The sequence below is a fragment of the Apilactobacillus quenuiae genome (assembly GCF_002994005.1).
Lineage (GTDB): Bacteria > Bacillota > Bacilli > Lactobacillales > Lactobacillaceae > Apilactobacillus > Apilactobacillus quenuiae.
This window is the reverse complement of the sequence record NZ_POSN01000004.1, coordinates 130,190-148,353: the sequence shown is the minus strand read 5'-3', so window position 1 is coordinate 148,353 and position 18,164 is coordinate 130,190. Positions and strand designations below refer to the sequence as shown.

Sequence of the window (18,164 nt, the reverse complement as noted above, 5' to 3'; positions counted from 1 at the left end):
CTATAATGAACGTTTGTCAGTTTTCTTAACTAATAAATCACCAATAGTTTGAACAATTAACACAATAATTAAAATAATAACAGTCGCAACTAAAGTGACCGTATTATTATTAGATTGGAAGCCATCTAAATATGCTAAATATCCTAAGCCACCTGATCCGATAGCTCCAGCCATTGCTGTGTAAGAAATCAATGAAATAGCTGTTACAGTTCCACCAGCAATTAATGCAGGTGTACTTTCAGGAAGCAAAACCTTAAAAATAACATCCCAATTAGTTCCCCCCATTGATTTAACTGCTTCAATAACTCCACTATCTACTTCTCTAAAATCAGCTTCAACCATTCTTGCATAAAAAGGTGCTGCAGAAATTACTAATGAAGGAATTGCCGCTTTAGGGCCAATAATTGTTCCAACCAAGTCCTTTGTAAATGGAAGTAACAAAACAATTAGAATAATAAATGGAATTGAACGAAATACATTTACAAAGAATGAAATAATCCAATTTAATATTCTCCATCCAGTTCCTTTTTTATTACGACTTTCAAATAATAATAAGCCTAAAATAATTCCTACAACTGCAACAATAATCATTGATAATGCTGTCATCCAAATTGTTTCCCAGGTTGCCTGTCTCATTGCTGGCCAGTTTATATTTTTTAATTGAAAATATGATTGAATTCCTTGATTATCCACGGTTGATCACCTCATTTTCAATGTTTAATAAGTTTAAGTATTCAATAGCTTTATCTTGATCTTTAGGACTACCCAATAATTGAATAATTAATGAACCAATTGAACCACTTTGAGTTTGATGAATAGTAGCTTCAATGATACTCATTTCTAAAGTATCAAATTCACGCATCATGTTAGAAACAACTGGCTGTTGTGATTGATTACCCTTGAACGATAACTTAAGAACAGTCCCATTTGGATATTTATTCAATATATCATCAACTGTCATATTAAGTTCACCTGAAGAAGCTGGATTATCCTCATTCACAAAACGTTTAGTAATATTTTGTTTAGGATTTTTAAATATATCATAAACATTACCATGCTCTACAATTTTTCCATCTTCCATGACTGCAACCTTTTTAGCAACTTTTCTAATCGCATGCATTTCATGTGTTATTAATAAAACGGTTAAGTTTAACTGTTTATTGATTTTTAAAAGTAAATCCAATATTTCATCAGTCGTTTGTGGATCTAAAGCACTAGTAGCTTCATCGGAAATTAATATTTCTGGTTTATTGGCCAACGCCCTTGCAATGCCTACTCTTTGCTTTTGACCGCCAGATAACTCAGAAGGATAATCATTTTCACGACCTTCTAATCCAACTAATTTAATAAACTCTTTGGCTTGTTTTTTTCTTTTTTCTTTGCTTACACCTGATATTTCTAACGGCAATTCAACATTTTCAATAATAGTTCTAGACCAAAGAAGATTAAAATGTTGAAAAATCATGCCAATCTTTTTTCTCTGTTCTCTTAATGCTTTATTGCTTAATTTAGCAATATCTTTTCCATTAATCTCAATTGAACCTGATGTAGGTGCTTCCAATCCATCAAGAATTCTAACTAAGGTACTTTTACCAGCACCAGAGTAACCTATAATACCGTAAATTTCTCCATCATTAACTTCAAAATTAACATCATTTACAGCAGTTAAAACACTTTTATCTAATTTATATTTTTTATAAACATTTTTAAATTTTATCAAAAAGTTTACCCCCTTAAATAAAAAAGCCCTCCGCACTCTACTAAATTAATAGTAAAGGACGAAGAGCTTCGTGTTACCACCTTTGTTCATTATTGCTTCACAACAATAATCTCAATAAGTATATTATACTTAGCAAAATAATGATTGCTAAACATTATTAATTTGTTTAAAACTAGTTAATAAATATAAAAAAAGACCATATTCAATAATAACAAAAGGCTTTATTTCAGCATTTAAAAGCTCTCTTTTTCATTCATTAATTATTTACTCATCTTTTCATTAAATTTTAACAATTGTACAAATAATTTTTTATAAAGTCAACAAAATACTATGAAAAATCCTTATTAGAACTAAACATAGATCCATAGTTATGATATTGCATTGACATAATTAAGCCAATTCCAATCATATTACCAATTAGAGCAGATCCACCTTGACTAACAAATGGTAAAGGTATTCCTGTCAATGGTAATAAACCAATACTCATACCAATATTTTCAAAAACATGGAATAATATCATCATAATAATACCAGTAGAAATATAAGCATAGTATATATTCTTAGTTTCAAACGTAACTTTAATCATCCGATAAATTAATAAAAAGTATATTCCAATAAGTACTAGTCCACCAATAAAGCCAAAGTTTTCGCCAATGACCGAAAAAATCATATCAGATTCACGAACTGGTACATATACATGTGAAACATTAAAGCCTGTTCCACCAAATCCACCAGAACCAACCGCTTTAATACTTTGCCATAATTGATAACCAGAACCATTTAAATTTGCTGGATTAGATGGATCTAACCAATCATTAACACGATCGAATTGATAAGATTGAAATCCAACTGCTTCCAAAATTTTACGACCACCACTCGTAATTACTAAAACTAAAGCCGTTCCGCCAATTATTGTAAAAGAAACAATTCCTGGTACAAGGATTTTCCAAGTAATTCCAGACACAATAGCCAATCCCCCAAGCATAGCAAAGAAAACCAACATTGTACCAAAATCATTTTCTGCTTTTAATAAAACACAAATTGGCAATGTCCAAAGAATCATTTTTAATAAAAGCCAAAGATCTGTTTTAATTAAATGCTGTCCATAATTACGATTATGTTCAACAATTACTCTAGCTAACATGACAACAAATGCAGGTTTCATAACTTCTGCAGGCTGAAAAGTCAGTGGTCCTAATTGAAACCAACTTTTAGCACCTGTCTGAACAAAATACGAACGACTATATAAAACTAATAAAGATCCTAACATCAGCAACGCACCCCAATAAATAATCGGGGCAATCTTCCAAAGTTGTTCAGAATCAAATTGCATAATAATTATTATCGTAATTGTTCCAATTGTATACCATACAAATTGAGTTATTATTTGCCTTACAATAACTCCTGAATAAGCGTCATGAGAAACAGCAATAAAAATAGAACCAATTCCAATTAATGCCAACAAAAATACACAAATGATTATTGGCCAGTCAATTCTAGAATCAATATTGTCATTTTCATTAGAATTATTAAACAATCTAAATCATCACCTTATTAAATTTTAACTATCCTCGATGTAAATGGTATTGACTAATTAATGTTTCAACACCTTCATCAATACTTTTTGTATGAAATATATTTTCACCAAAAATCACATCAAATTTTGATTCATTATTAGGCTTAATATAACCTACTTCCTTTTTACCAATAGATAGAACTTCGCAACTATCACCATCTATTACTTTAGTATCTAATTTAACATTAACATTTTTATTTGGTTTTGACATATTTTCCTCCAAAAATAAAAGTAGTCGATAAATAAAGATCGGCTACTTCAAATTCATAGAACGACGATAATCATCTCTCGCTCTTTTGTTTCTAAAAATAGTAAAATGATCAGAAACTGGATCATATCCACCCTTAACAAATGGCTGACATCTAAGAATTCTAGCAATTCCCATAATCAAACCTAAGAAAGGACCATTTTTTTTAATAGCATCAATCATATAAGTTGAACATGTAGGGTAATAACGACATGCAGGTGGAAATAAAGGCGAAATGTACTTTTTATAAGCACCGACTAAAAATAATAAAAATTTTGTCATTATATTACTTCTTATATTAATCTTTACGCTTTTCTGTTTTGTTCATATGTTCCAACAAAGCACCTGCACCCTTAGCAACATTATCTAAAGGATTATCTGAAATAATAACTGGTACGGTTAAAGCTTTAGAAATCGCATGACTTAATCCTCTTAATAAAGCTCCCCCACCAGTTAACATGATTCCACGATCAACAATATCAGAAGCCAATTCTGGGGGCACTACTTCTAATACATCTTTAGCAGCTTCAATAATTTGCTTAACAATATCAGAAATTGCAGATTGTACTTCAGGACCAGTTAGAGTAATTGATTTTGGCATTCCACCAATTGCATCTCTTCCTCTAACTTCCATTTCTTTCGCATCGTCTTCATCAACGGTGGCAGTTCCAATTCGAATTTTAATTTTTTCGGCGGTATGTTCTCCAATAACCATATTGTACTTATCTCTAACATAAGCAGCAATTTCGTTATTCATAGAATCACCGGCAACTCGAATTGATTTACTTGCAACAATATCACCAAGTGAAATTACAGCAATATCAGATGTTCCTCCACCCATATCAATAACCATATTACCTTTAGGTTGGAAGATGTCCATACCAGCACCGATAGCTGCAACTTTAGGTTCTTCTTCTATATAGACTTTGCCACCACCAGCTTTTTCAGCAGCTTGAATGATAGCTTTTCTTTCAATGTTTGTAATATTAGTAGGTGCACAAATCATAGTTTTAGGTTTTGACATAAAACCTTTAACACTTAGCTTATTAATAAAATAAGTCAGCATTTGTTCGGTTACGTCAAAGTCTGAAATGACTCCATCCTTTAATGGACGAATTGCCCTAATGTTGCTTGGCGTTCTACCAACCATTCTATAAGCTTCAGATCCAACAGCTAATACCTTATTAGTCTGAATGTCAACTGCAACAACTGAAGGCTCATTTAACACAATTCCCTTACCAGTTACATATATTAAAACATTGGCAGTTCCTAAATCAATGCCGATATCTTTTACCATCTTTCATTTTCCTCCTGAATCAACTTGTATTAATATATTATATCATATTTATAGAACATGCTATTTAAGATATTAGATTATTTTTACAAAAATTATTGAACAACTTCATTTTTTTCATTCAGAGAAACACGTTCAATATCTGCACCTAAGTCTTTTAATTTATCATGAAAATCATAATATCCACGATCTAAATATTTTAAATTAGTAACTTGAGTTTGACCATCTGATATTAAACCTGCTAAAACTAGTGCTGCTGCTGCTCTTAAATCAGTTGCAGAAACTTCGGCCCCACTAAACTCAGTTGGTCCCTTTAAAATAACAGTTTGACCATTAATATGAAATTTAGCATTCATACGACTAAGCTCGCCTAAATGCATAAATCGATTTTCAAAAACCGTTTCAGTTAACATACTAGTACCATCAGAGGCCAATTGCAGAACCATCATTTGTGGTTGCATATCAGTTGGAAAACCTGGATATGGCAATGTTTGGATGTCCACAGGCTTTAGCTTATCTGGTCCAATAACTCTAATTCCATTTTCTTCTTCCTTAATAATTACGCCCATTTCTCTCATTTTAGAAATTAAAGGTTCATTGTATTGAGGCTCAGCATTCTTAATTAAAACGTCACCCTTAGTTAATGCAGCAGCAACCATAAAAGTGCCGGCTTCAATACGATCCTGCAATACATTATGCGTTGTCCCATGTAAGTGACTTACACCTTCAATTTTTAATTTGCTAGTGCCAGAACCGGTTATTTTTGCACCCATTTTGTTTAAAATATTAGCTAAATCAACAATTTCAGGTTCTCTAGCAACATTTTCAATAATTGTTTCACCTTTAGCTAAAGTAGCAGCCATCATAAGATTTTGAGTTGCACCAACACTAGGAAAATCTAGATAAATATTAGCACCCTTAAGGCCATCATCTGAGAAGGCTTCAACATACCCATCATGTTGACTAATCTTAGCTCCTAAAGCTTCAAATCCTTTTAAATGAATATCTATTGGTCTAGATCCAATAGCACATCCACCAGGTAATGCAACTTTAGCATGTCCTAGTCTAGCCAATAATGGTCCCATAACAACTATCGATGCACGCATTTTAGAAACGTATTTTAAAGGTGCTTCAGGTAAAATATTATTTGAAGCACTCAAACGCATAGAATTATTATCAGAATCTAAATTAACATCTAAATTCAAATATCTTAAAACTTTATTCATTGTAAAAACATCAGATAGTAGTGGTACATTATTTAAAATTGTTTCATCTTCATCTGCTAAAATAGCTGATGCCATAATTGGTAAAACTGCATTTTTAGCACCTTCAATATTAACTTCGCCAGATAATTTATTACCACCATTTACAATTATTTTATCCAATGGTAGACCTCCTAATTAAACTAATCAGCTAAAACTATAAAATATATTAATTATCCATATAAAAAATGATCCACAAGAAAAGCCAATCATTATGGACAACAATGTTATTAAAAGTTTAAATTGATTCTCATGCATGTAAATATATTTCTCTAAATGAATATCTTTTATACACCAAAAAGATATACTAATAAAAAATAGCTGAATTATTATATCTATTATGTTATTAATGTTTATTATTTGCATATTTTCACCATTTTCTTATCAAAACTATACCATAAAAATACGACTTTGTCTTTTTACAAAATATGTAAAAAAAGACCTACAAAAACTTTGTAGGTCTTTAAACTAATGTTTTGCAACATTAATTCTGTTAATAGCTCTTTTCAAGGCAACTTGACTGCGTAAGACTTCTTGATTATCGTGTTTTTCACGAGCTTCTCTAATATGTTCTTCAGCACGATGTTGAGCTTTAGAAGCACGATCAACATCAATGTCTCCTTGTCTTTCAGCACTATCAGCAATAATAGTTAAATTATTATCAGAAAATTCTACGAAACCGCCATTTACAGCAATTTCATCTTCTTTTCCGTCATGCTTAACTTTTGCTTCGTCAACTTCCAATGAAGCAATTACAGGAATATGATTAGGCATAATTCCTAATTGACCACTCATAGTTCTAACAACAACTAATGTAGCAGTTTCACATTCATATACTTTACCATCAGGAGTTACGATACTAACGGTCAATACTGAGTTATCAGCCAATTAGAACCCTCCTTAGTTATTTTGCTTCATTTTTTTAGCATTTTCAACTACGTCTTCAATAGGACCACAGTTTCTAAATGCATCTTCAGGAAGATCATCATACTTACCATCTAAGATAGCTTTAAATCCAGCAACAGTTTGATCAACTGGAACATATTTACCAGGTAAACCAGTAAATTGTTCAGCAACACTGAAACTTTGTGATAAGAAGAATTGGATACGACGAGCACGACCAACAATCGTCTTTTCTTCGTCTGACAATTCATCAATACCTAAGATAGAAATAATGTCTTGAAGTTCATGATATCTTTGCAATACTTGTTGAACTTCAGTAGCTACCTTATAATGTTCATCTCCAACAATTGATGGATCCAAAGCAGAAGATGTTGATGCTAATGGATCAACAGCAGGATAAATACCCTGTTGAGTTAATGAACGTTCCAAGTTAGTAGTTGCATCCAAATGGGCAAATGTTGTAGCTGGAGCAGGGTCAGTATAGTCATCGGCAGGAACATAAACAGCTTGAATAGATGTAATAGCACCCTTCTTAGTTGATGTAATACGTTCTTGTAATTGACCCATTTCAGTAGCTAATGTTGGTTGATAACCAACGGCAGATGGAATACGACCAAGTAATGCGGAAACTTCCATACCAGCTTGAGTAAATCTGAAAATATTATCGATAAATAATAGAACATCGGTACCTACTTCATCACGGAAGTATTCAGCAATTGTCAAACCAGTTAAAGCAACACGCATACGTGCACCAGGTGGCTCGTTCATTTGACCATAAACCATGGCAGTCTTATCTAGAACACCTGATTCTTTCATTTCAAAGTACATATCGTTACCTTCACGAGTACGTTCACCAACACCGGTGAATACTGAGATACCGTTATGACCTTGAGCAATATTATGAATTAATTCTTGAATTAAAACAGTTTTACCAACACCGGCACCACCGAACAATCCAACTTTACCACCACGAATGTATGGTGCTAATAAATCAATAACTTTAATTCCTGTTTCAAGAATTTCAGCAGATGGATTTAATTGATCATAAGATGGTGCTTGTCTATGGATTGGCCAACGTTCTGCATCTTTATCAAATTCTTGACCGCCATCAATTGTTTCACCAAGAACGTTAAATACACGACCTAAAGTGTTTTCACCAACAGGTACAGAAATAGGTGCGCCTGTATTTTCAGCCTCCATGCCTCGACGCAAACCATCGGTTCCGTCCATAGCAATAGTTCTTAACACTCCGTCACCTAATTCAAGAGTAACTTCAGTAATTAAACTGTCGTTTTCGCCCTTGTTAATTTTAAGTGCAGTATTAATATTAGGTAATTCAGCGTCCGTTGGGAATTCAACGTCAACGACTGGTCCAATAACTTGAATAACCTTACCAGTACTCATTTTCGTTAATTCCTCCCATCATGTCTTTTGTTATTAGTGCTTAAGTGCTTCTTGACCACCAACAATTTCAGTAATTTCAGTAGTAATAGCAGCTTGTCTTGCACGATTATATTGTAATTCTAATTTTGAAATTAAATCTTCAGCATTATCAGATGCAGATTGCATAGCTGATGAACTTGCTGAATGTTCAGAAGTTTTAGCATCAAGAATAGCACCGAAAACTAAGCTTTGGGCATATTGAGGCAAAATAGACTTCAATACTGCCTGTTTATCAGGTTCAACTTCATATTCCGCACTAATTTTTGATGTTTTAACATCTTTACTTGCTCCTTCATTCATAGCTTCACTATCCATTGGTAGCATTTTTTCAGCCCTGAATTCTGAAGAAATTCTATTGATGAAATGAGTATAACAAACATATAATTCGTCAAATACACCATCTTCATACATAGAATTAGCAGTTTTAACAATTTCTCTGACTTCAGTAAACGTAGGAATATCAGAAACACCACGATATTCGTAAGCAACATTAACATTACGATTCTTGTAAAAATCAGCTCCATTACCACCGACAGCTAAAATCATATAGTCATCAGTATTAGGAGTATTCTTTTCAATAAATGCATTGGCTTCACGAATTACATTACTATTGTAACTTCCAACCATTCCACGATCTGAAGTAATAACTAGATATGCAGTCTTTTTAGCTTTACCTGAGTCTGCATTACTTGAGGAATTAATGTTGTCTAACAAATGTGACTGAGCCAAATGCATTACAACAGACTTAACACGAGAAACATATTGTTCATATGAAACTGAATGCTTTTGAATACGATTTAGCTTGGCAGTCGAAACCATTTGCATTGCAGTTGTAATTTGATGTGTACTTTTTGTTGATGCAATACGATGTTTAACTTCATTAATAGATTCAGCCATTAGTTATCACCATCCTTCAAGCTAGTTATTTTGTGTATCTTTTTTAGTTGGTTGAAATGAATTATCAAAAGCATTAACTGCTTCATCTAACTTATCAGTATCAGGTAGTTGACCAGTTTCAACAATTGAATCTAATAAGTCACGGTGTGAAGCATCAAAGTATTCGAATAATTCATTTTGGTAACGAGCAATGTCGTCAACTTCGATATTATCCAAATGTCCATGAGTTAAGCAATATAAGATAATCACTTGTTTTTCAACTGGTAGTGGCGCATGAAGAGGTTGTTTTAGAACTTCTTCAGTGCGAGCTCCACGATTCAATTTAGCTTGAGTTGCATCATCTAAATCAGAACCAAATTGAGCAAAAGCTTGTAGTTCATGATATGATGCTAAATCAAGTCTTAAAGTACCAGCAACTTTCTTCATAGCCTTAATTTGTGCATCTCCACCAACACGAGATACTGAAGTACCAGCATCAATAGCTGGACGAGTACCTGAATAGAACATATCTGAATTTAAGAAGATTTGTCCATCAGTAATAGAAATTACATTGGTTGGAATATATGCAGAAACATCCCCTGCTTGAGTTTCAACAATTGGTAAAGCAGTCATTGAACCGCCACCTAATTTGTCTGATAACTTAGCAGCACGTTCTAGTAAACGTGAATGAGTGTAGAAAATATCACCCGGATAAGCTTCACGACCTGGTGGTCTACGAAGAATAAGTGATAATTCACGGTAAGCATTAGCTTGTTTTGTTAAATCATCATATACAACTAAAACATGCTTACCTTGATTCATAAAGTATTCACCAATGGCAGCACCTGCATAAGGAGCAATGTATAACAATGGAGCCGGTTCTGATGGACCGGCAGATAATACAATTGTGTAATCCATTGCACCATATTTTTCAAGTGTTGAAACTTGCGAACGAACAGTTGAATCTTTTTGACCAATTGCAACATAAATACAAATCATGTCTTGATCTTTTTGATTTAAAATTGTATCAATAGCAACTGAAGTTTTACCAGTTTTTCTATCACCAATGATCAATTCACGTTGACCACGACCAATAGGAACTAATGAATCAATTGCCTTAATACCAGTTTGTAATGGTTCAGACACACTTTGTCTGTCCATAATTCCTGGTGCTTTCTTTTCAATTGGACGAGATGATTCAGATTTGATATCACCTTTACCATCGATTGGTTGACCTAATGAATTAATAGTTCTACCAATCATATCTTTACTAACAGGAACTTCCATGATTTGGCCAGTACGTTTTACAGTAGCGCCTTCACGAATTCCAGTACAATCACCTAAAACAACAATACCTACATCATTGCTTTCAAGGTTTTGAGCCATACCGAAAATCCCGTTTTCAAACTCAAGCAACTCACCAGATAAAGCATTATCTAAGCCATGAGCACGAGCAACACCATCACCTACATAAGTAACGATACCTGTTTCATCAACAAATAGCTCATCTTTGTAGCCAGCTAATTGTTGCTTGATTAGAGCACTGATTTCCTCAGCTTTAATGCTCATAAAAGTTTCACCTCTTTGATAGATATTGTTATTAATTTAATAGAAGTTTCTTAATACTATTAATCTTTGTACTTACACTTCCATCAAAAATAACGTTCGATGATTTAATAACTACACCACCGATTATACTTTGATCAATTTTGTTATTTAAAATAACTTTTTCTGCGTTCATACGTGCTTTAAAAGTATCGGATAATTTTGCTGTTTGTTCATCTGATAATGGAATCGCAGTAATTGCTACTGCACGAACGATCTTGTTCTTTTCATCATATAATTGTTCAAATTCATCAACAATCATAGTAATTTCATCCATATTATTAGTTGATAACAAAACATTCAATAGATTTTTAATAACATCAATATCAACATTTTCAATCAAAGGTTTAGCTAAATTCTTTTTATATTCTTTTGGGAAACTAACATCAGTTAAAGAATTGCCTAAATCTGAATTATTTTCAAATACTTTTTTGATTTGCAATAATTCATTATAACCATCTTCAACTTGATTATCAGAATCTAATAGTTCAAAAATTACTTTTGAATAACGTTTTGCAAATGTAATCTTATCTAGCATTTTGCTTCCCCAACCCTTCAATATAAGAATCAATCAATGCTTTTTGATCATCAGACTTTAATTCTTTTTGAATGATTTTTGAAGCAATCTCAACAGATAAGTTTGCTACATCATCTTTAGTGTTAGCCAAAGCATCTTTTCTTTCTTGCTCAATATCTTTTTGAGCAGAAGCTTTAACACTTTGTGCATCATTTCTAGCCTCAGAAACAATTTGTTCACTTTGTTTTTGTGCTGAATCTTTAGCATTATTAATAATGTCATTAGCATCATCACGTGATTTTGATAAAGCAACTTCACGTTTTTTAGCTAATTCTTCAGCATCTTTACGAGACTTTTCAGCTGAACTAATATCGTTAGAAATCTTATCAGCACGCTTAGCCATTACATCAGATAATGGTTTCCATGCATAGTGCTTAATTAATGCCATTAATACAATAAATACAATAGCAGTAAAGATAATATTACCAATAGCTAGTCCACCTTCTTCTGTTGCAGCAACAGAAGAAAACAATGTTTGTGAAAGCATCTATTGACACCTCCTTACTTAAAAAAGTTATATTTATATAAAAATTACTTGTTCATTAAGATAAATGCCATAACTAATGTAATGATTGGTAAACCTTCGACCAAACCAACACCAATAAACATGTTAGTTCTTAATTGACCAGTCATTTCTGGTTGTCTAACCATTCCTTCTAGATATTTAGAAATAACAACACCATTACCAATACCTGCACCAATAGCAGAACCGGCTACGGCAATACCAGCAGCAATTGCTCCCATGATAAAATCCTCCTTAAAAATAGAAAAAATTATTCCTCAGGTTGAATCTTTTGAGAAATGTAAACGAAAGTTAAGATTACGAAAACTAATGATTGAATAGTTCCGATAAAGATTGAAAAACCAACCCATGCCATTCCTAAAATGAATCCAGGAATAACCATTACTACTCCATGTGTAACAACTAAGTTACTAACCATTCCAAGTAGCAATTCACCAGCGAATATATTACCAAATAGACGCAAGCCAAGAGTTAGAAAGTTCGCAAACTCTTCAAAGATATTCAGTGGTAACCATAACTTAAATGGCTTTAAATATGTACTTGAAAAGTACCCTTTAAAGCCTAATTTTGAAACTCCTGCAAAATGAGCCAGACCCAAAGCCATTACAGCCAATGTCATAGTGACAACTGGATTGGAAGTGGGACTTTTTACATAAGTAACCCCATTATAAGCAACTTCTAGGAATAGTCCTAATTGATTAGAAATAAATAAGAATACAAATAAAACAAAAGCATATAAACCATAAGGCTTAGCATTCTTTGCGGAAAGCGAATTTGTAGATAAACCATTTGTATATTCAACTATCATTTCTAAAACATTTTGTTTCTTAGTAGGCTTAATTTGTAGTTTTCTAGATAAAGCAAATATAAAGAAAAATACGATTGCAGCAACTACAACTAAAGAAACCATGTTACCAATATCAAAGGTTAAACCAAAAAGCTTAAAAGTGGAAACAGGTTCATTCACAGAATATCACCCCTTTTCTTAGCTTACTATACATCATTAACAAAAACGATGTAAGTATGAACTCTAAGATGATGTATTTTATTATAAAATACATTAAAATCTTACCACCATTCGATGGTTATTTCAAAACAAAAATCAATAAACATAGCTAAAATAAAATATGTATATTAATTGTTGATTATTATATACAAAAAAAGAAGTTACTGCAAAAAAACAGTAACTTCTTATCATAATTATTTAGTTCCAAATAATCTGTCACCAGCATCTCCTAGACCAGGAACAATATAACCATTTTCTAGATGATCGTCTAGTGCAGCTGAATAAATATCAATATTAGGATGAGCCTTCTGCAAAGCCTTAACCCCTTCTGGAGCAGCGACTAAACAAACAAACTTAATATTAGATTCAGGAACACCTCGTTTAACTAAAGCATCTACTGCCATAATAGCTGAACCACCAGTAGCTAGCATTGGATCAACAACAAAAATTTGTCTTTTATCAATGTCATTAGGTAGCTTTACAAAATATTCATGGGGTTCAAATGTTTTTTCATCACGATACATTCCAATATGACCAACTTTGGCTGCAGGAATCAAGTTTAGAATTCCATCAACCATTCCAATACCTGCTCTTAAAATTGGCACAACAGCCACTTTTTTACCGGCTAAGCGTTTTGCATGTGCAACCCCTTCTGGAGTTTTAACATCAACGTCTTCTAATGGCATATCACGAGAAACTTCAAATGCTAACAAAGTAGCAATTTCATCAACAACTTCACGAAATTCACGAGTTCCACAATCTTTATTTCTAATAATTGTTAACTTATGTTGAATCAACGGATGATTCATAACTTCAAAATTACCCATTTAATATAATACCTCTTTTTCTATTTAAAAATTGGATGTTTACTCGTTAATAAACGAACTTTGTCTTTAACTTCATCTAAAGCAGATGCATCATCATGATGTTCGATTGCTTTAGATATTAATCTAGCAACTTCACGTGAATCATCTTCATTAAAGCCACGAGAAGTAATTGCAGGAGTTCCTATTCTTAATCCACTAGTAACAAATGGGCTTAATTTTTCATCAGGAATGGCTTCTTTATTAGTTGTAATTTTTAATGTATCTAGTAATGATTGAGTTTCCTTACCATTTAATTGCGTATTAGTTAAATCTAAAACCATTAAATGATTATCAGTTCCACCTGAAACTACTTTAATATTTGAAGACTTATTAAATTCATCGGCCATTGCCTTAGCATTCTTAATAACTTGTTCACAATAAGTTTTAAATGATGGCTGTAAATCTTCAAAGAAACAAGCTGCTTTACCAGCAATCACATGTTCTAAAGGACCACCTTGGGTACCAGGGAATAAAGAAGAGTTTAATTTTTTAGCATATTTTGCTTGTGATAAAATCATTCCACCACGAGGACCTCTTAAGGTTTTATGAGTAGTTGTTGTAACAACATCAGCAATGCCAATTGGACTTGGATGTAATCCAGTTGCAACTAAACCTGCAATATGAGCCATATCTACCATTAGATATGCTCCCACTGCATCAGCAATTTCTCTAAACTTGTTCCAATCAATAGTTCTACTATATGCAGAAGCTCCGGCAACAATTAGTTGTGGGTTAATTTCTTTAGCTTCTTCTAAGATAGCAGAATAGTTTAATTCTTCCGTTTCAGGATCTAATCCATAAGAATATGATTTGTAAATTTTTCCAGAAAAGTTAACTTTAGCGCCATGAGTTAAATGTCCCCCAGCGTTTAAATCCATTCCTAAGATTTTATCGCCAGGTTTTAAAAATGCAGCATATGCAGCTTGATTAGCTTGAGAACCTGAATGTGGTTGTACATTTACATATTCAGCATCAAACAATTTTTTAGCACGATCAATTGCTAAGCTTTCAGAAACATCAACGAATTCACAACCGCCATAGTATCTCTTGCCAGGATAACCTTCAGCATACTTATTAGTTAACACAGAACCTTGAGCTGCCATCACGGCATTTGAAGCAATGTTTTCAGAGGCAATCAGTTCAATAGTATGTTCCTGTCTATCTTTTTCATTATGGATTGCATCCCACAATTCTTTATCTACATTTACATAATCATAATTCATGGCGTTCTCTCCTCCAAATATAGGTTACTAAATATAAGTTACATCTAAAGTATAAATTATAAATAGTTAAAATGCATCTTTATTTTAAATGAAAATGAACTTGACCCGCTGATTTATTCAATCTATTCATATAAGCCTCACCAATTCCATCTGATGAGAAAGCTTGGGTTAAAATAGATTTAACCTCTGGCTCATTATCAAAATGTCTTAGTCCTGCAAACAACAAATGACTAGCAGAATTAACGTTATCACCTAAACTAAACGTTTCAACATTATCGGACCAATTATAGTCATCAATATTACGATTATCTGCCATAATTCCCACCGGATGATCCTGTTTAGCAGCCCAATCAACTGCTTCTTGCCAATTGTCTTCATCGTCAACAATGTAAACTTGAGCGTTAGGTGCATAGTGCTTATATTTCATACCAGGAGCTTTAGGAACCTGATCATCTGCAACCTTAGTTCTTTGATCCAGCACAGATTTATTAATGACTTTGGCAATTTGATCAGCAGTGATTGCGCCTGGTCTAAGAATAGCTGGTTTGTCAGTTGACATATCTAAAACTGTAGACTCAACCCCGTATTTAGATTCCCCATCATCTAAAATACCGGCAATTTTACCTTTTAAGTCATGATAAACATGTTCTGCCCTAGTTGGACTAGGTTTACCAGAAGTATTAGCTGAAGGACCTACAATTGGCACTCCAGCCTCTCTAATTAATGATAATGTTACATCATTATTAGGATTCCTAAAAGCAGCTGTATCTAGGCCACCAGTAACTGCTTTAGATAAAACATTAGGTTTTAATTTAAAGATAATCGTTAATGGTCCTGGCCAAAAAGTATCTAACAAACTTTGTGCTTCAGGTGATAGTGGTTGTGCATATTTTTTAACCATATCAGGACCATCTACATGCACAATTAAAGGATTATCACTTGGACGACCCTTGGCAGCGTAAACTGCTTTAACTGCCTTTTCATTGGTAGCATCTGCACCTAAGCCATAAACAGTTTCAGTAGGAAATGATACTAACTGACCATCATTAATATCTTTGACCGCAAGTTTTAAATCTTTTTTAGTATAAATATTTGTATCCATAATTTATCACGTTCCTTTTAATATCTCACTCTTACCATTCTAGGATTACCATAAAAATCATCCCTGGTAGTAATTAAAGCAGCTGGTATTTTTTTGCTAAAAATATCAACAACTGCATTTTTTTGTTTAAAACCAATTTCTAAATACAAATCACCATGATGATTAGATGAAATAGATTTAATATAGTCAGCAATTCTGTCATATATGAATAAGCCATGATTTTTAGCAAACAAAGCTTCATGCGGTTCATATTTAATAACACTATTATCCATATATTTCAGCTCATCATCTGCCACATAAGGAGGATTACTTACAATTACATCATAAAATTTATCTATGTTTTTAAATAAGTCACTATTAATAAATTTTACATCAATTTGATTGGCTTTAGCGTTTTTCTTTGCAACTGATAAAGCACCACCTGAGATATCAGCAGCATCGACATTCCAATCATTATTTTCTATTTTTAATGAAATTGCTATTGCACCACTGCCCGTCCCCATGTCCAAAACATTACGTTTATTCTTAGAAGAATGATCTGATAAAACCCATTCAACTAATTCTTCTGTTTCTGGACGTGGAATCAAAACATTACTGTCGACATAAAATTCATGTCCAAAGAAATTAGCTTTACCAATAATATACTGTGGTGGATAACCATCAATATACCGATCAATATCATCAAAATATTGCTTTAAATCTTTCTCATCCATTTCATCACGATAATGAAGCAATAAATGAGTATTATCTAAATTAAACCTTTCCATCATTAAAAACTTGGCAACTTCTTTATCTAAATTTTTGTCCTCTATACACAAAGAAGCCCTTTTTTGGGCTTCAAAGTATGTCATTTTATTCATTCTTTAATTGCTCCAACTTCTTAGCTTGGTCAGAAACAATTAAGGCATCAATAATTTCGTCCAAGTCTCCATTCATCACTTTATCTAATTTATTTAAAGTTAAGCCAATACGATGATCGGTTACACGATTTTGTGGATAATTATAGGTTCTAATTCTTTCGGAACGATCACCCGTCCCAATAGCGGCCTTTCTTTCTGAATCATATTTATCTTCTTCTTGTTGTTGATAATAATCATAAACACGAGCTTTTAAAACTTGCATTGCTTTGGCACGGTTTTGTTGTTGTGAACGTTCATCTTGCATAGCAACTACAATTCCAGTAGGTAAATGGGTCATTCTAACTGCAGATGAAGTTTTATTAACGTGTTGTCCACCAGCACCAGAGGCACGATAAACATCAGTCTTAATATCTTTAGGGTCAATATCAATATCAACATCTTCAGCTTCAGGCATTACCCCAACAGTAGCGGTTGAAGTATGAATACGACCAGCTGATTCAGTTGCGGGTACCCGTTGTACACGATGAGCTCCATTTTCAAATTTAAGTTTGGAGTAAACTTTTTCACCTTGAATCATAATGGCAATTTCTTTAAAACCACCAACCTCTGTATCACTTTGATCAATAATAGAAGTTTTCCAACCTTGTTTTTCAGCGTAACGAATATACATATCATATAAATCAGCAGCAAATAAACTACCTTCGTCACCACCAGCAGCGCCATGAATTTCCATAATAATATTTTTATCATCATTAGGATCTTTAGGTAACAACATAATCTTCATTTTTTCTTCTAATTCTTCTTTTTGTGGTTCAAGATCACTAATTTCACCTTTAACCATTTCATTCATGTCATCATCTAACTTTTCAGCTAACATTTCTTTATCTTCATCTAGCTGAGCAGTAATCTTTTTATATTTATTAAATTCACTAACAATATCTCGAAGACTACCTTCTTCTTTAGATAAAGCCATAAAACGTTTTGTATCAGCAATCACTTCTGGATCACTAATTAATTCATTTAATTCATCATAACGGTCAACCACCGCTTGTAACTTTTCAAATATTTCATCCATAAATTA

At 32.9% G+C, this 18,164-nt stretch carries 21 protein-coding genes; all 21 read right to left on the bottom strand.

What is annotated here, in order from left to right:
- The 21 genes from C7N44_RS06720 to prfA all read right to left on the bottom strand — a co-directional run bounded on the left by C7N44_RS06720 (position 1) and on the right by prfA (position 18,158).
- Complete coding sequence (locus C7N44_RS06720; protein ID WP_318530507.1) at positions 1-693, bottom strand: methionine ABC transporter permease; 693 nt, start codon at positions 691-693, stop codon at positions 1-3.
- Positions 686-1,720 carry a methionine ABC transporter ATP-binding protein gene (locus C7N44_RS06715; RefSeq protein ID WP_105957144.1) on the bottom strand — a complete coding sequence of 345 codons (1,035 nt, stop codon included), beginning with the start codon at positions 1,718-1,720 and terminating at the stop codon, positions 686-688. The genes C7N44_RS06720 and C7N44_RS06715 overlap by 8 nt, the downstream gene beginning before the upstream one ends.
- A 328-nt stretch (positions 1,721-2,048) precedes the next feature.
- Positions 2,049-3,257 carry an FtsW/RodA/SpoVE family cell cycle protein gene (locus C7N44_RS06710; RefSeq protein ID WP_105957143.1) on the bottom strand — a complete coding sequence of 403 codons (1,209 nt, stop codon included), beginning with the start codon at positions 3,255-3,257 and terminating at the stop codon, positions 2,049-2,051.
- Between the two features lie 28 nt (positions 3,258-3,285).
- Positions 3,286-3,507, bottom strand: coding sequence for a DUF2969 family protein (locus C7N44_RS06705; protein WP_105957142.1), 222 nt, complete (start codon positions 3,505-3,507; stop codon positions 3,286-3,288).
- Positions 3,508-3,549: 42 nt separating this feature from the next.
- Entirely contained in the window at positions 3,550-3,825 is a 276-nt protein-coding gene (gene yidD / locus C7N44_RS06700) for a membrane protein insertion efficiency factor YidD (RefSeq protein ID WP_225362962.1), read from the bottom strand.
- Positions 3,826-3,841: 16 nt separating this feature from the next.
- On the bottom strand, positions 3,842-4,840 hold the full coding sequence (gene mreB, locus C7N44_RS06695) for a rod shape-determining protein (RefSeq protein ID WP_105957140.1): 999 nt from the start codon (positions 4,838-4,840) through the stop codon (positions 3,842-3,844).
- Between the two features lie 92 nt (positions 4,841-4,932).
- Complete coding sequence (gene murA, locus C7N44_RS06690) at positions 4,933-6,222, bottom strand: UDP-N-acetylglucosamine 1-carboxyvinyltransferase (RefSeq protein WP_105957139.1); 1,290 nt, start codon at positions 6,220-6,222, stop codon at positions 4,933-4,935.
- A 24-nt stretch (positions 6,223-6,246) separates the two neighbouring features.
- Positions 6,247-6,465: a DUF1146 domain-containing protein gene (locus C7N44_RS06685; RefSeq protein ID WP_105957138.1), complete on the bottom strand. Its 219-nt coding sequence runs from the start codon at positions 6,463-6,465 to the stop codon at positions 6,247-6,249.
- 102 nt (positions 6,466-6,567) lie between these two features.
- The gene (locus C7N44_RS06680; protein WP_105957137.1) at positions 6,568-6,987 is read right to left on the bottom strand and encodes a F0F1 ATP synthase subunit epsilon; all 420 of its coding nucleotides are present in this window, start codon (positions 6,985-6,987) and stop codon (positions 6,568-6,570) included.
- A 12-nt stretch (positions 6,988-6,999) separates the two neighbouring features.
- Positions 7,000-8,406: a F0F1 ATP synthase subunit beta gene (gene atpD, locus C7N44_RS06675; RefSeq protein WP_105957136.1), complete on the bottom strand. Its 1,407-nt coding sequence runs from the start codon at positions 8,404-8,406 to the stop codon at positions 7,000-7,002.
- Between the two features lie 33 nt (positions 8,407-8,439).
- Positions 8,440-9,342 carry a F0F1 ATP synthase subunit gamma gene (locus C7N44_RS06670; RefSeq protein ID WP_105957135.1) on the bottom strand — a complete coding sequence of 301 codons (903 nt, stop codon included), beginning with the start codon at positions 9,340-9,342 and terminating at the stop codon, positions 8,440-8,442.
- A 21-nt stretch (positions 9,343-9,363) separates the two neighbouring features.
- Complete coding sequence (gene atpA / locus C7N44_RS06665; protein ID WP_105957134.1) at positions 9,364-10,890, bottom strand: F0F1 ATP synthase subunit alpha; 1,527 nt, start codon at positions 10,888-10,890, stop codon at positions 9,364-9,366.
- Positions 10,891-10,921: 31 nt separating this feature from the next.
- Positions 10,922-11,464 (bottom strand): ATP synthase F1 subunit delta, encoded by a 543-nt coding sequence (atpH, locus tag C7N44_RS06660; protein WP_105957133.1) that lies wholly within the window; start codon positions 11,462-11,464, stop codon positions 10,922-10,924.
- Positions 11,454-11,990: a F0F1 ATP synthase subunit B gene (gene atpF / locus C7N44_RS06655; RefSeq protein WP_105957132.1), complete on the bottom strand. Its 537-nt coding sequence runs from the start codon at positions 11,988-11,990 to the stop codon at positions 11,454-11,456. Before atpF ends, atpH begins: the two co-directional genes overlap by 11 nt.
- Before the next feature lie 44 nt (positions 11,991-12,034).
- Complete coding sequence (gene atpE / locus C7N44_RS06650; RefSeq protein ID WP_105957131.1) at positions 12,035-12,247, bottom strand: F0F1 ATP synthase subunit C; 213 nt, start codon at positions 12,245-12,247, stop codon at positions 12,035-12,037.
- A gap of 29 nt (positions 12,248-12,276) precedes the next feature.
- A complete protein-coding gene (atpB, locus tag C7N44_RS06645; RefSeq protein WP_105957130.1) occupies positions 12,277-12,993 on the bottom strand; it encodes a F0F1 ATP synthase subunit A in 717 nt (238 codons plus the stop codon).
- Between the two features lie 233 nt (positions 12,994-13,226).
- A complete protein-coding gene (gene upp / locus C7N44_RS06640; protein ID WP_105957129.1) occupies positions 13,227-13,859 on the bottom strand; it encodes a uracil phosphoribosyltransferase in 633 nt (210 codons plus the stop codon).
- A 20-nt stretch (positions 13,860-13,879) separates the two neighbouring features.
- Positions 13,880-15,121, bottom strand: coding sequence for a serine hydroxymethyltransferase (gene glyA, locus C7N44_RS06635; protein ID WP_105957128.1), 1,242 nt, complete (start codon positions 15,119-15,121; stop codon positions 13,880-13,882).
- A 79-nt stretch (positions 15,122-15,200) separates the two neighbouring features.
- A complete protein-coding gene (locus C7N44_RS06630) occupies positions 15,201-16,223 on the bottom strand; it encodes an L-threonylcarbamoyladenylate synthase (RefSeq protein WP_105957127.1) in 1,023 nt (340 codons plus the stop codon).
- A gap of 17 nt (positions 16,224-16,240) precedes the next feature.
- The gene (gene prmC / locus C7N44_RS06625; protein WP_105957126.1) at positions 16,241-17,083 is read right to left on the bottom strand and encodes a peptide chain release factor N(5)-glutamine methyltransferase; all 843 of its coding nucleotides are present in this window, start codon (positions 17,081-17,083) and stop codon (positions 16,241-16,243) included.
- Positions 17,076-18,158, bottom strand: a complete 1,083-nt coding sequence (gene prfA, locus C7N44_RS06620; RefSeq protein WP_105957125.1) for a peptide chain release factor 1 — start codon at positions 18,156-18,158, stop codon at positions 17,076-17,078. Before prfA ends, prmC begins: the two co-directional genes overlap by 8 nt.
- Positions 18,159-18,164: the final 6 nt, after the last annotated feature.

Excerpts from the sequence above, each read along its gene's own strand:
- atpA (WP_105957134.1), bottom strand. The coding sequence starts at position 10,890 with ATGAGCATTAAAGCTGAGGAAATCAGTGCTCTAATCAAGCAACAATTA.
- prmC (WP_105957126.1), bottom strand. The coding sequence starts at position 17,083 with ATGAATAAAATGACATACTTTGAAGCCCAAAAAAGGGCTTCTTTGTGT.
- prfA (WP_105957125.1), bottom strand. The coding sequence starts at position 18,158 with ATGGATGAAATATTTGAAAAGTTACAAGCGGTGGTTGACCGTTATGAT.
- atpE (WP_105957131.1), bottom strand. The coding sequence starts at position 12,247 with ATGGGAGCAATTGCTGCTGGTATTGCCGTAGCCGGTTCTGCTATTGGT.
- C7N44_RS06630 (WP_105957127.1), bottom strand. The coding sequence starts at position 16,223 with ATGGATACAAATATTTATACTAAAAAAGATTTAAAACTTGCGGTCAAA.
- C7N44_RS06670 (WP_105957135.1), bottom strand. The coding sequence starts at position 9,342 with ATGGCTGAATCTATTAATGAAGTTAAACATCGTATTGCATCAACAAAA.
- yidD (WP_225362962.1), bottom strand. The coding sequence starts at position 3,825 with ATGACAAAATTTTTATTATTTTTAGTCGGTGCTTATAAAAAGTACATT.
- atpF (WP_105957132.1), bottom strand. The coding sequence starts at position 11,990 with ATGCTTTCACAAACATTGTTTTCTTCTGTTGCTGCAACAGAAGAAGGT.
- glyA (WP_105957128.1), bottom strand. The coding sequence starts at position 15,121 with ATGAATTATGATTATGTAAATGTAGATAAAGAATTGTGGGATGCAATC.
- C7N44_RS06685 (WP_105957138.1), bottom strand. The coding sequence starts at position 6,465 with ATGCAAATAATAAACATTAATAACATAATAGATATAATAATTCAGCTA.
- mreB (WP_105957140.1), bottom strand. The coding sequence starts at position 4,840 with ATGGTAAAAGATATCGGCATTGATTTAGGAACTGCCAATGTTTTAATA.
- C7N44_RS06705 (WP_105957142.1), bottom strand. The coding sequence starts at position 3,507 with ATGTCAAAACCAAATAAAAATGTTAATGTTAAATTAGATACTAAAGTA.
- atpH (WP_105957133.1), bottom strand. The coding sequence starts at position 11,464 with ATGCTAGATAAGATTACATTTGCAAAACGTTATTCAAAAGTAATTTTT.
- upp (WP_105957129.1), bottom strand. The coding sequence starts at position 13,859 with ATGGGTAATTTTGAAGTTATGAATCATCCGTTGATTCAACATAAGTTA.
- atpD (WP_105957136.1), bottom strand. The coding sequence starts at position 8,406 with ATGAGTACTGGTAAGGTTATTCAAGTTATTGGACCAGTCGTTGACGTT.